The following is a 12,892-nucleotide window of genomic DNA, read 5'->3' on the forward strand; positions in this document are numbered from 1 at the left end:
ATTCCCGGGGCAACGTAGGCTCACCTTTTGGTCCGGGAAACGGGTAAAATGTTGGAAGGGTTACTTCTTTTCTGACGTTTTACGGTCGACCGTTTCACCCTCGGCAGAGGGATCAATGTGTACAACGCAATGACCGCCGTAGCAGAGAGCCTTGCTGTCGGCCTGGTTGATGTCGTGCGGAAAACGATTTGCTTGCTGGTAGAGTTTCAAGAGATTTTTCATGTGATTTTCTCCCAATTCGATGAAAGCGGGAACAAAAAGGAAATTATGGAAGTTGCGGCTTCGCCGGTTCAGGACGCTGACATATCAACGTGGCCGCGGCAGGTGCCATCCGAGAAAGTTCCACGGAACACCGGTTCGCCGACCAGACCGGTCGCCCACAGTTCAGCTGAAACAGGGTCCGTTTCACCATCAAAGGACATCAGGTAGGTATTGTGAAACGAAACGACTCCCATGTTCTGAGAAACATCGTTGCTGACTACTTTGAACGAGTGTCCGTTGTCCGTCACCCGGTGCTCAGCACCTTTGTCAGATGCGCTTGTCTTGTAACCGGATCCATACCTTTTGGTGCACACCGACATGTCACCGTCAGCTTCGACAGTTGTTATCTTGTCAAAAGAAAGATTTATGTCGGCTGCGATTGCTGGCAACCCGAAGAGGCTAATTGTTGCCGCAACTGTAAGTGATTTAATACTACAAGCAGTCATTATTTTCTCCCTTCATTTCAAAGAAACGAAATGACTTAGGGAGCGTAGCAGCAAATTTTTTAAGTGATAATCGAATAAAAGTAATGAAATTACCAAAAATAACTTTAGGTGAATTTCAGCTTAATCGATAGTATTTTAACGAATATTGATTGGAATATTGTGAATATTCTTATCTTCTTCAAGTGATTGTTTTTACGCGAGAAACACTCAGCTTTCGCTGAAATGGCAACTCTGTCGCGACGACATTTTCATGCTGAAAATTAAGACATGAAGCAGTCGCGCCCCTGAATGGGGCAAACTTTTGGAAGCTCCGATGAACCGGTGCAGGCCAGACAAACAAAAAAACCGGGTGCAGTACGCCCCCGGTTTTTCCAAGTTTCGTGGGATCAGGTTGCTTTGCTCAGGCGTTCGCCACGTTGTCCAGGAAATGTCCAACTTCATTCTTCAGAATATCGGTTTTCTGAGACAATTCGCTTGAAGCGCCGAGAACCAGATTGGCGTTCTGACTGGTCTGGGCGACTGCCTGCGATAGATCCGACATGTTGGTCTTTACGGAACCAGTGCCCTCGGCGGCCCGCTGAACGTTGACCGAGATTTCGCTCGTTGCAGCACCTTGCTGTTCGACTGCCGCTGCAATGGTTGAGGTGTATTCGTTGACCTCTTCCATAGTCTGTGTGATCGCCTCGATTGCGACAACGGCGTCCTTGGTTGCGTTCTGGATTTCGGATATCTGCGAGCTGATTTCCTCAGTGGCCTTGGACGTCTGGGTTGCCAGTTCCTTCACTTCGGCGGCAACGACTGCAAAACCCTTGCCGGCCTCGCCGGCGCGTGCAGCTTCGATCGTTGCATTGAGGGCCAGGAGATTGGTCTGCTCTGCAATCGCCTGGATCAGGTTGACGACTTCGCCGATCTTGGTGGCTGCAGTTGAAAGGCTTTGAACCTTTTCGTTGGTAACCTGGGTGCCTTCGGTTGCCCGGTCGACAACCTGCGTGGTCTGGTTCACCTGACGGGAGATTTCCTGAATAGAAGCGGCAAGCTCTTCTGCAGCGCTCGCAACCGTCTGAACGTTCTGTGTCGCTTCGTCGGTGACGCCATAGGTGCTATCGGCAAGGCTGGAGTTCTGGCTGGCGATAGCGCTGAGATCCTGAGCGGTGCCATCAAGTGTCTGAGCCGTCTCTGCAACGGAGCCCAGGACTTCTGTCGCTTTCTCACGGAAACCGGAAATCAGCGCCTCAATGCGGGCTTGCCGCTCTGCACGCAGGTGCTGGTCTTGCTCTGTTTCCGACTGCAGGCGCAGTCTTTCAACGGCGTTGTCGCGGAAGACCTGCATGGTTCGGCTCATGTCGCCAATCTCGTCACCACGCCCGGTACCGTCGATCTCGACATCCGTGTCACCTTCCGCCAAGCGGGACATGGTTTCGGTCGTCCGGCGAAGAGGGCGTGTCACCGCGAAGTTGAGTGCGATAGCCATTCCAACGCCGGCCAGGATGGCTGTCAGAAGGGCGAGGCTGATAACGCCAAGTGCGCTGGTGCTGGAGGCCTGTGCAGCAGCGCTCTGATTGGTGGAGATGGTGGTGATTTGCGTCTGCACTGTCTGAGACAGATCCGTCATGGTATCGATCTGTCCGGCGAGCTGGAGCTGGTTTGAAGCCAGTTCGGAAAAACTCGCAGCGAAGCTGTCGATAGAGCTCTTCACCGCCGGAACGATGTCGGAGATCGCCGGGAAGTCCTTGGCGCTCGATTCGAGTCGGGACGCCAGTTTGTCGAGGCCCTCGAGACCGGTCGTCACGGCCTGCTGAGACGTGTCGCTCGGCGACAGCATGAAGTAGAACGCGGCGGCCTTTACCGCGTTTGCGTCTGCCTCGATCTGCATAACCGTGTCCGCGACGCTGTCGACGACATAGAAGCGCTGGTTGATCTGGTCGGCCTGTGCATAGACATTGTCGATGGCCACATTTGCCTGTGAACGGATTTCCTTCACATCGGAAACAAGCTGCTCGAACCCTGCCTTGGCGGCATCTGTCAGGTCGAAGATCGCGATGTAGTCCTTCGTCTCGGTCAGTTTGCCGAGTGTCTGCTCCAGTTCGGCTGTTTTGGCGGCAAGCTGCTGAAACTTGCCCGGGTCGACGCCGTCAAAACTGTTTGCGGCCATCTGCTTGGCAGAAGGCACAAGCAGGGCAACCCGGTCCTTGATGTCTGAAAGCTGCTTGGCGTTGTTGGCTGCGGCGTTGAAAAGATTTTGAAGGGTAAGTGCCTCTTCCTGAAAGCCGGCAGCAGCCTGGCCGACCTTGTTGGCGAGCACCAGCGTCTTGCGTGCGTTTGTCTCGTCCTGGCTGACGCCGTCTCGCGCCATCAGGGCCTTGCCGAGGATCTCCGAAGAGATCTTCTCAAGATTTTGCACAGCGCCATCAAGTTGCTGTTGCTTTGCGGTCTGTGTCTGCGTCAGGCCGACGACCTCTTCGAAAGCCTCACGGAATTGCTTTACAGCAGTAGCTGCTTCAGCGACGGGAACCTGAGCTTCGGGATCAGCCTTCAGCTGGTTCTGGAGCGTTTCAAGTTCGGCGCTCAACACACCGATGTCGGAGATCGTTGCCTCAGCTGTCTGAAGGTCCTGTGAGGACAGGAAGCTTTCCTTCTTGCTTGCGAGGTTCTGCAACTGCGCAATGGCGGAAGTTGATTGTTTGGCAACCTCCATGCGCTCCGAGAGGGTCAAGACGCTGTATGCGCCAACACCACCTACGATGCCTGTAAGGGCAACAACGGCAGCAAAACTACCGCCGACTTTTACCCCAAACTTCAAGTCAGAAGCGAACTTCAGGAAACTCATGTTAACCCCTCGAAACCCCGGCGTGTTCAATGCGCGCTATTTGTTTGAAAGGGTAAGCAAAGATTCCTTATTATTCGTGAAAATTTTCAATAATGGGAATTTATGATATAATTATAACGATCAATTCTTTATATCCGTAGTAATTTTGCAAATTAGAAGAATCCTATTTCGATTTTTGAACGCGTTATTTTTGTTTTTTATTTCTTTTTATTTTCTTGGTAAATATTCGATCATTTCTATTCTTTTTAGAAATTATGGGTGAAATCTTTTTTTCTCTCCTGGATTGAGCTGAAATAATATTTCTTGGATTTGTTTTGTTTCCGCTGGGTAACAAAATGAAGAAGACGCCCGGCAATAAAGTCGAGCGTCTTCCGTTTTGATATGCATACAGCTGAAATGCTGCTGCAAATTCCAGACGCTTGTCTGTGTGCTGTCTTAACGGCGCTGGTCGATCGGCGTGTAGTCGCGCAGTTTCTCACCAGTGTAGAGCTGGCGCGGACGGCCGATGCGCTGGGACGGATCTTCCACCATTTCCTTCCACTGGGCGATCCAGCCTACGGTACGGGCCAGAGCGAACAGAACGGTAAACATCGTGGTCGGGAAGCCAAGCGCGCGCAGCGTGATGCCGGAATAGAAGTCGATATTCGGGTACAGCTTCTTCTCGACGAAATATTCGTCGTTGAGCGCGATTTTTTCGAGCTCCATTGCCACGTCCAGCAGCGGATCGTCCTTGATGCCAAGCTCGCCGAGAACTTCGTGCGTGGTCTTCTGCATGATGCGCGCACGCGGGTCGTAGTTCTTGTAGACGCGGTGACCAAAGCCCATCAGACGGAATGGATCGTTCTTGTCCTTGGCGCGAGCGACATATTCCGGAATGCGGTCCACGGAGCCGATTTCCGACAGCATGTTGAGCGCTGCTTCGTTGGCGCCGCCGTGTGCCGGCCCCCAGAGGCAAGCGATACCGGCTGCGATACAGGCAAACGGATTTGCACCCGAAGAACCTGCCAGACGAACCGTAGAGGTCGATGCATTCTGCTCATGGTCGGCGTGAAGAATGAAGATGCGATCCATGGCGCGGGCCAGAACCGGGTTCACCTTGTATTCCTCGCAAGGGACCGCAAAGCACATGTGCAGGAAGTTTGCCGCATAGCTCAGGTCGTTGCGCGGATAAACGAATGGCTGACCAACGTGGTACTTGTAAGCCATTGCGGCGATGGTCGGCATCTTCGCGATCATGCGCAGGGACGCAACCATGCGCTGGTGCGGATCGGTGATGTCGGTCGAGTCGTGATAGAAGGCGGACAGCGCCCCAACCGTGCCGACCATGACTGCCATCGGGTGGGCGTCGCGACGGAAGCCGGAGAAGAACCGGTTCATCTGTTCGTGGATCATCGTGTGGTAGGTCACACGATTGACGAAGTCGTCCTTCTGGGTCTTCGTCGGCAGTTCGCCGTAGAGCAGAAGATAGCAGGACTCCAGGAAGTCGCCGTGGTCTGCGAGCTGCTCGATCGGGTACCCGCGGTAGAGCAGGGTGCCTTCGTCACCATCAATATAGGTGATCTTGGACTCGCAGGAGGCGGTGGAGGTGAAGCCCGGGTCGTAGGTGAACATGCCCGTGTCCTTGTACAAGGACGAGATGTTCACAACCGACGGTCCGATGGATCCGTCAAGAACGTCGAATGCGTGGTCGTTACCACCGACATTGAGCTTGGCGTTGTTGTCGGCCATTCAGAAACCCCTTTACGTTAAACGGATGTGCTGTCCTGGTTTGACCCTTCTGGCGATGGGTCCCGTTTCCGGTTGCCGGACCAGCACTGGAGACTTTTTCGCGTCTTGCGTAGCCCATTTACTGCACTGCCGCAAGCTGGCCGATATAACGCTTTGGTCAAAGACGGATTTCGCCAACCAGAGCGACTGCCGGAAGCTTGGCTTTTGCCTAAAAATGCATCCGGCAGTGCTTTGTCTCAGGCTGCCTGATCCTGAATTCTGGCAAGGGATTCTTCCCGGCCAAGAGCGATAAGGACGTCATAAATGCCGGGCGACGTGCCTCGGCCCGTCAGCGCGGCCCGTAGCGGCTGCGCCACCTTGCCCAGTTTCAATTCCTTGTCTTCCGCGTAGGCCTTTACTGCAGTTTCCAGCGGGTCCGCGCTCCAGTCAGAAGCGCTGGAAAGAACTTCGTGAAGATCCTTCAGGATCGCCCGGGCGTCGTCGTCCAGGATCTTCTGGGCCTTTTCGTCGGTGTCGAGCGGGCGCTGACGCCACAGGTAGGAAGCGCTTTCCGTCAGTTCGACCAGGGTCTTGGCCCGTTCCTTCAGTCCGGGAAGTGCTGCAAGCGCGGTGTTCTCGTTGTCACCATCGGCAAGCCAGGCGAGAATCTGGTCGCCGCCTTCGGCATGTGCGAGATAGACCTTCCAATGGCCCAGCAATTCGCCGTCATCGGTCGCGCGCATGTAATGGCCATTGAGGTTCTCAAGTTTCTTGAAATCGAAACGCGCAGCCGACTGGCCGACAGCGTCGAAACCGAACCACTTGATCATGTCTTCGAGCGAAATGATTTCCTCGTCACCATGGCTCCAGCCGAGACGTGCCAGATAATTCCGCATGGCCTGCGGCAGATAGCCCATCTCGCGATAGGCTTCGGCGCCGGTCGCACCGTGACGTTTGGAAAGTTTTGCGCCGTCCGGCCCGTGAATGAGCGGAATATGCGCCATCGCCGGCACATCCCATCCCAGAGCCTTGAAGATGAGCGTCTGGCGGGCTGCATTCGTCAAGTGGTCGACGCCGCGGATGATGTGTGTGATGCCCATGTCGTGATCGTCCACCACAACGGCGTGCATGTAAGTCGGCGTCCCGTCGGAGCGCATCAGTACGAAGTCATCAAGGTCCTTGTTCGGGATCACGACACGACCCTGAACGAGATCGTCGACCACCGTCTCGCCTTCCTGAGGGGCCTTGATGCGGATGACCGGGTCAACTCCGGCCGGGGCTTCGGAGGCGTCTCGCTCGCGCCATGTTCCGTCATAGCGGGGCGGCTTGCCCTCGGCGCGGGCTTTCTCGCGCATGGCGTCGAGCTCTTCCGGGGTGCAATAGCAGCGATAGGCCGTGCCGTTGGCCAGCATTTCCTCGACCACTTCCTTGTGGCGCTCAACACGGGAGAACTGGGAGATCGGGTCTCCGTCCCAGTCGAGCCCAAGCCAGGACAGGCCGTCAATCAATGCGTCCACCGCTTCCTGCGTGGAGCGAGCCCGATCCGTATCTTCGATCCGCAGCAGCATCTTGCCGCCGTGATGACGTGCGAAGAGCCAGTTGAAGAGCGCGGTGCGGGCGCCGCCGATATGCAGGAACCCGGTCGGGGACGGGGCGAAGCGCGTGACGATGTTCTGTGCCATGGTGCTTTATGAAAGTCTCTGTCAGTATGACGGCGCGGAGCGCGCCGGATTGGTGGCGCGGTCTTAGCACAGGCTTTGGCGAGGCTAAATAGGGGCTCCGGCCATTTCTTGGACCAAAACGAGGAGCTGAAGTGACGTCACGGTCCGGTCCGCTCGATATTTCTGCCGGCCGGTCGAAAACGGCAACCCTTGATGTTGAGCGCGAGGATTTATCACCTGCCGTGCTCAAGCCTGAAATACGCGAGAAACGACGTTCAAGGCTAGCGGGCGCTGGTCACACTTATTCCGCTCACAATGCGTCAGCAGATCGTCTTTGGGATTCGCAAGGGCTGTTGTGGTGTGCCTTCGCGTTTGCCGCGGGAATTGGAGTTTACGTTTCGTTGCCCGAAGAACCTTCCTGGGTTCTGTTGGGATTTCTGGTCGTGCTGGTAAGCGCGGTTCTCTGGCGTGTGAAGCAGCGAGGCACGGTGGCGGTTTCCGTCGTTCTCCTCCTGGCATTCTTTGCCGGACTGGCAGCCTCCAGTCTTCGCACGGCATATGTTTCGGCGCCGCGCCTTGCCGAACAGATGAACACGGATCTTGTTGGTTACATAGAAGAGATTGACAGCGGGGCAGCCGGTCACCGGATCGTGCTGGCCGTATCCACGGTCAATGGGCGTCCTGTCGAGGAAGGCGAGTTCCCCGTTAAGGTGCGCTTGCGCGTTCCGGCAGGAAGCGACATTGAAGTGGGGCGCACCGTGAGCGTCAGTGCGCGGCTGTTTCCTCCTGCAGGTCCCGTCTTTCCAGGAGGATACGATTTTTCCTTCCGGGCCTTCTTTCAGCAGATTGGAGCGACGGGTTTCAGTTTCGGGTCCCCCGAGGTCATCGATACTGAGGACGTTGGAAATGAATTTCGCCCGGCCGTTGCCGTTTCCAAGCTTCGAATAGACCTCGCGGAGCGTATCAGGGGCAATCTTTCGGAAGGGCCGGAAACAGCACTGATCGTTGCTCTTCTGGTTGGAGACCGCAGCGGAATAACCGAAGAGCATGAAGAGATTTTGCGGGCCGCCGGACTGGCTCACATTCTTGCAATTTCCGGACTGCATATGGCGCTCTTTGCCGGCGGCGCCTATGGCGCGGTCTTACTGCTCTTTTCGTTGGTGCCTGTCCTGACGCTCAGGTGGCCGGTGCACAAATGGGCTGCACTTTCAGCTCTTGGTGCTGCAGTTATTTATCTGCTTCTGTCCGGTGGTGCAGTTGCGACGCAACGCTCGTTCCTGATGATTGCGATTGTCTTTGTCGGAATTCTGGTGGGGCGGCGCGGCCTGACCCTGCGAAGCGTGGCGTTGGCCGGCCTCGTGCTCTTGCTGATTGCTCCCGAGCGGTTGTTTTTTCCCGGCTTCCAGATGTCCTTCGCTGCCGTGATCTGCCTCGTCGCCGTTTATGACCTGTGGCGGCAGCGAGATCGTTCCCTGTCATCTGGTGAAAGAGTGTCCGGATGGGGCATGGCGACTTGTCTTTACCTAGGCAAGTGGGTTGCGGGGCTGTTCGTCACCGCATTGGTCGCAGGGCTGGCGACCGGCATCATAGGAGCTCATCACTTCAGCCGCATCGCGCCCTATGGCCTTGTCGGCAACTTGCTGGGAATGCCGGTGTTTTCACTTGTTGTGATGCCGATGGGAGTACTTGCATTCGTTCTGATGCCCTTCGGCCTTGCAGCTCTCCCTCTGGCTGTCATGTCTCTAGGCGTTTCACTTCTGTTGAAGGTTGCTTCCTTTACCGCAACCCTGGATGCCGGCAGCGGAACTTCCGGAAGGCTCGACGGGGCTGCTGCGTTGCTGTTGCTATCAGCATTATTTGCCGGATTGTTGGTGCCTGGCAGAAAGCGTGTGCTCGCCGGACTGCCTCTTGTCGCAGGAATATTGATTATACTCACCAGCCGGCCTCCGGATATCCAGATTGCCGCAAGCGGCTCTCGAATTGCTGCCCGCGATGAATCGGGAACTTTGCGCTACGCAGCAAGGGGGAGATCGTTTGCAAGTGATCTCTGGCTGCAGTCGGAAGGAGTGAGGAGTGATGCGATCTTGTCGCACAAGATGAAATCGCCTCAAAGAAATTGCGATGGGGACGGTTGTGTCATCAGGGCCTACGTCAATTCAGAGGACGCAGAACGATTGGACGGCAGGCGATCCTTTCTTGCAATCGCGCAGCCAAAGACATTTGAAGCGTTTCAGCTGGATTGCCGATATGCCGATTTGGTCGTGACCGATCTTGTCGCTCCGGAGAGCTGCGGTGTAGCCCTCGTCCTGGATCACGGAACGCGCACCGAACGTGGTGCCGCCTCCATCTGGCTATCGCCCGGTGATTTCAGCCAGGCCACAGATGCTACGAGCGGTGCCAGTGCACCGGGCCATCCGCCAAACGAAAATCTGAAAATCGAGAAACTGAAGTTTGCCATCCCTGATCCACCGCGCCCCTGGCATCAGCAGGGAACGGTAACAAGAGACAGCTTGCGCCAAGCCGAGCGCGCCTCGGTGGCCGAAGCGCGCGCAGAGGAGTGACTGGTCAATACTGACGAAACAGGGCAACGAGGCGGCCCTGAACACGAACGCGGCCGGGGCCGAAGATCCTGGTTTCATACGCCGGGTTGGCTGCTTCAAGAGCGATGGAAGCGCCTTTCTTGCGCAGCCGTTTCAAGGTGGCTTCTTCATCGTCCACAAGTGCGACAACGATGTCGCCACTGTCGGCGCTGTCGGTCCGGCGGATAAGAACGGTATCACCGTCCAGAATGCCGGCCTCAATCATGGAATCGCCACGAACCTCCAGCGCGTAGTGTTCGCCGCGACCAAGCAGGTCCTGCGGCACTGTGATGGAATGGCTGTGTGTTTGAATGGCCTCGATGGGGACGCCGGCTGCGATGCGGCCCATGACGGGGATTTCAGTAACACTGGACACCGGAACCGGTGCAGCTTTTTCCGGCTCCGGTTTGCCGAGTGAGCCTTCAATGACTTCAGGTGAGAAGCTGCCTCTTGGCCGTGGAGCGCCCAGGCCGGGTGCGATGGAGTCCGGAAGACGAACAACCTCCATGGCTCTGGCCCGGTTCGGCAGGCGTCGAATGAAGCCACGTTCTTCAAGCGCGGTGATCAGGCGGTGAATGCCGGACTTGGAGCGCAGGTCGAGCGCATCCTTCATTTCGTCGAAAGACGGCGGCACACCGGTTTCTTTCAGTCTTTCGTGAATGAACATGAGCAGTTCGTACTGCTTGCGCGTCAGCATGTAGGCGTCCCCTGACCGAGAAAACATCTGGTACAAATCAAGAACATGGTACCTGTTCTCATTGTGTTCTTCAAGGGTAAATGTTCTCTTACTGTTCTTGGCGTCGAACAACGTGCCGTATTCAATCCGTCTCCGATATCGGATTTAGGTCGTCCTTCGATCCGGTCATGATCAGCAGTTCACAGGTGATCAAAGTCGGCGCTCCACCAGAGGCAAGAATGCCCCGATGCAGTCCACCGTCGAGATCAACGGCGCGGATTGGGACGCAAAGCTCTTGATCCGGTTTCGCGCCAGCGTTTGCAGACAGGAGTATCTCCGAAATCAGACCTGTCATCGGCTGGGCATCGCGGAACGCTGCTCCGGCCAGACTGCCCAGTCCATAGACTTCGTAGGAGGGGGCTTTCAGCTCTTTTGCGAGTTCTTGGATGCTTTCCGTCAGGTCGGCAAACGGAGCGAGTGTGGTGATGAGCGCATTGTAGTCGGTTGTCCGTGACTGTTCGTCATCCTGTTGCACACGAAACAACGTAAATTCGGTTTCCGGATCCAGCGATGCCACGAACGCTGCGCCTTGCAGGCCGTACCCCTTGATGGCCCCCTGATGCGCAACCTTCAGCGTATGCGGCAGTAAGTGGCCAAGGTGCTCGACTTCTTCCTCGTGCCAATAAGCGTGTACATGAGCGAACCATTCACCATCTCGCATCCCGAGAATGGCAACTGCGGACTCCAGTGTTGCGCCTTTCGAGGAGTGCGTGTCGCTGTACCAGGCTGCATGTCGGTCATCGATTGCACAGGCAGGCATTACGAAGTCGAACGCTTCGAGCATAAGCCCGGAAAGATCGAGAACGGCGGAGCTCAGTCCCTGGTGCGTGGCGAAACGGCCCAGCGCCTCCAGCAAGGGAGTTTGCTCTGCCAGGGAGATTTCCAAAGGATTCGCCTGACATCTGGCAAGGGGGAGCCGATTGATGGCAGAAGGGCCGGGATGACGAATGTCGGACAGAGACCTGGGGGCGGGCCGTCTCACAACAGGCCTTTCTCGGTCAAATGCTCCCGCACCAGTTTCTTGGTGATCTTGCCATAGGCGCTTGTCGGCATTGCGGGAATGAAGAGATAACGTGCAGGCATCTTGTAGCGGGCGATCTTGCCATTCAGATAGTCGCTGAGTTCCTGTGGGTCGGGTGACTTGTCTGGGGCAGGGACACAAACGGCAAGGCCGACTTCACCCCATTGCCGGTCCGGAATGCCGAGAATTGCGACCTCGGAAATATCCGGATGTGTAAGCAGCACTTCCTCGACTTCCTTCGGGTAGACGTTGGAGCCGCCAGAAATGTACATGTCCGAAGCTCGGCCTGTCAGGAAGAGGTACCGCTGTTCATCCATGTGACCGATGTCTCCGGTGCGGAACCAGCCGTTCCGGAAAGACTTCTGGTTGGCGTCTTCGTCTTCCAGATAGCCGGCACAGACTGCCGAACCGATGACGCAGACTTCACCCGTTTCATTGGGGGGCAGATGATTGCCATCCTCGTCCTGAATCGAAACCTCTATACCAGTGCGCTCCGTACCGCATGTGCCGCTGCGTGTCTCAGGTCCATCCTCCAGAAAATGATCCTGTGGCCGTAGCACGGTGATGTTTCCGGTGACCTCGCCAAGTCCGTAGTATTGCACCAGAACGTGCCCCAATTTCTGGAGAGCCAGCTTCTGGTCCTCCCTGTACATGGGAGCCCCCGCATAAATGACATGACGAAGGCTCGAGTGATCGTGCTGATCGACAGCAGGGTCTTCCACCAGGCGTTTGACGATTGTGGGAACAGTGAAGAGATTGCTGACCTTGTGTTTTTCGATCAACTCGAATGCAGTCGAGGGATTGAAGCCGCCTCCGGGCAAAAGAACATGAGTGGAACCAACTGATAGCTGGGCAATCAGTTGCAACCCTGCGCCGTGCGACAATGGAGCTATGACCAGCGACGCATCGCGCTCCGTCGTCCCCGGCAACAGGTCTGCCATGTAGTTGACGCAAACGAATCCGATCTGCCCGTGACTGAGGACAACTGCCTTCGGGCGGCCAGTCGACCCTGAGGTGAAGAACAGCCAACAGGGATCGTTATAGTCCACTGCCTCGTTCGGCAGGACCTGTCCCTGGTAACGGGAGAGGAGATCCTCATAGCTTGTGCCAAAGTCGCTGGCTCCAATTGTAATGCATCCTGACAGCTGAACTCTGGCGTTTCGTATTGCTTCGGCCTGAGCACCAAAATCCGCGTCACACAGGAAAACCTTCGCCTTCGCTTTTTCCGCAGCATAGGCCGTTTCCCCCGGAGCCTGTCTGAAGTTGCAGGGAACCCAGATGGCTCCAAGACGAAATGCGGCCAACATGATCTCGATCATCTGGTGCGAGTTCTGGGCCTGGACCAGCAAGCCGTCGCCCTTGGAAACTCCGAATTCCGATTGGAGGCCCTTGGCAAGTGCGGAGACACGCGAATCGATTTGTGACCAGCTCAAGGTGACCCCATCCTGGACAACCGCGGGACCTGAGGGCCACCGGGCAGCGTTCCTGGACAGAAAATGCGCAAGATTTGCCACGCGATTGGAACAGCGCTCCACCATCTAAGTTTGCCTCCCGACTACTGGTTTTTTCAGACGTTAGGTTGATGGCTGTCCGTTTGACAAGTTGAGATTGGCATTCAGACCGTTCCGCTTTCTAGGTAAATCGTGCAAGGATG

At 56.1% G+C, this 12,892-nt stretch carries 9 protein-coding genes; 1 reads left to right on the forward strand and 8 read right to left on the reverse strand.

Translation table 11 applies throughout. The annotated features are described in order from the left end of the window. Positions 1 to 60: 60 nt before the first annotated feature. The 5 genes from FIV03_RS31625 to gltX all read right to left on the reverse strand — a co-directional run bounded on the left by FIV03_RS31625 (position 61) and on the right by gltX (position 6,923). Positions 61 to 222, reverse strand: coding sequence for a hypothetical protein (locus FIV03_RS31625; RefSeq protein ID WP_173013890.1), 162 nt, complete (start codon positions 220 to 222; stop codon positions 61 to 63). 68 nt (positions 223 to 290) lie between these two features. Beyond that, positions 291 to 707: a hypothetical protein gene (locus FIV03_RS19585; RefSeq protein ID WP_152510679.1), complete on the reverse strand. Its 417-nt coding sequence runs from the start codon at positions 705 to 707 to the stop codon at positions 291 to 293. 400 nt (positions 708 to 1,107) lie between these two features. Continuing rightward, positions 1,108 to 3,534, reverse strand: coding sequence for a methyl-accepting chemotaxis protein (locus FIV03_RS19590; RefSeq protein ID WP_173013891.1), 2,427 nt, complete (start codon positions 3,532 to 3,534; stop codon positions 1,108 to 1,110). Positions 3,535 to 3,969: 435 nt separating this feature from the next. Further along, on the reverse strand, positions 3,970 to 5,262 hold the full coding sequence (gene gltA / locus FIV03_RS19595; protein ID WP_022998477.1) for a citrate synthase: 1,293 nt from the start codon (positions 5,260 to 5,262) through the stop codon (positions 3,970 to 3,972). A gap of 236 nt (positions 5,263 to 5,498) precedes the next feature. Then, positions 5,499 to 6,923 carry a glutamate--tRNA ligase gene (gene gltX, locus FIV03_RS19600; RefSeq protein WP_152510680.1) on the reverse strand — a complete coding sequence of 475 codons (1,425 nt, stop codon included), beginning with the start codon at positions 6,921 to 6,923 and terminating at the stop codon, positions 5,499 to 5,501. Positions 6,924 to 7,303: 380 nt separating this feature from the next. On the opposite strand from gltX, the gene FIV03_RS19605 reads away from it, so the two are divergent. Beyond that, the gene (locus FIV03_RS19605) at positions 7,304 to 9,463 is read left to right on the forward strand and encodes a ComEC/Rec2 family competence protein (RefSeq protein ID WP_173013892.1); all 2,160 of its coding nucleotides are present in this window, start codon (positions 7,304 to 7,306) and stop codon (positions 9,461 to 9,463) included. A gap of 4 nt (positions 9,464 to 9,467) precedes the next feature. On the opposite strand, the gene lexA is transcribed toward FIV03_RS19605, so the two are convergent. From lexA to FIV03_RS19620, 3 genes are all read right to left on the reverse strand, one after another. Further along, positions 9,468 to 10,178 (reverse strand): transcriptional repressor LexA, encoded by a 711-nt coding sequence (gene lexA, locus FIV03_RS19610; RefSeq protein WP_022998485.1) that lies wholly within the window; start codon positions 10,176 to 10,178, stop codon positions 9,468 to 9,470. Between the two features lie 121 nt (positions 10,179 to 10,299). After that, positions 10,300 to 11,103: a hypothetical protein gene (locus FIV03_RS19615; protein WP_209009716.1), complete on the reverse strand. Its 804-nt coding sequence runs from the start codon at positions 11,101 to 11,103 to the stop codon at positions 10,300 to 10,302. Positions 11,104 to 11,195: 92 nt separating this feature from the next. Continuing rightward, positions 11,196 to 12,776, reverse strand: a complete 1,581-nt coding sequence (locus tag FIV03_RS19620; RefSeq protein ID WP_152510682.1) for an acyl-CoA synthetase — start codon at positions 12,774 to 12,776, stop codon at positions 11,196 to 11,198. Positions 12,777 to 12,892: the final 116 nt, after the last annotated feature.

The sequence above is a fragment of the Labrenzia sp. THAF187b genome, assembly GCF_009363375.1.
Classification (GTDB): domain Bacteria; phylum Pseudomonadota; class Alphaproteobacteria; order Rhizobiales; family Stappiaceae; genus Roseibium; species Roseibium algicola.

What these genes read in the sequence shown, in the direction of transcription:
- FIV03_RS31625 (WP_173013890.1), bottom strand. Translation starts at nt 222, where the DNA reads ATGAAAAATCTCTTGAAACTCTACCAGCAAGCAAATCGTTTTCCGCAC.
- FIV03_RS19585 (WP_152510679.1), bottom strand. Translation starts at nt 707, where the DNA reads ATGACTGCTTGTAGTATTAAATCACTTACAGTTGCGGCAACAATTAGC.
- FIV03_RS19590 (WP_173013891.1), bottom strand. Translation starts at nt 3,534, where the DNA reads ATGAGTTTCCTGAAGTTCGCTTCTGACTTGAAGTTTGGGGTAAAAGTC.
- gltA (WP_022998477.1), bottom strand. Translation starts at nt 5,262, where the DNA reads ATGGCCGACAACAACGCCAAGCTCAATGTCGGTGGTAACGACCACGCA.
- gltX (WP_152510680.1), bottom strand. Translation starts at nt 6,923, where the DNA reads ATGGCACAGAACATCGTCACGCGCTTCGCCCCGTCCCCGACCGGGTTC.
- lexA (WP_022998485.1), bottom strand. Translation starts at nt 10,178, where the DNA reads ATGCTGACGCGCAAGCAGTACGAACTGCTCATGTTCATTCACGAAAGA.
- FIV03_RS19620 (WP_152510682.1), bottom strand. Translation starts at nt 12,776, where the DNA reads ATGGTGGAGCGCTGTTCCAATCGCGTGGCAAATCTTGCGCATTTTCTG.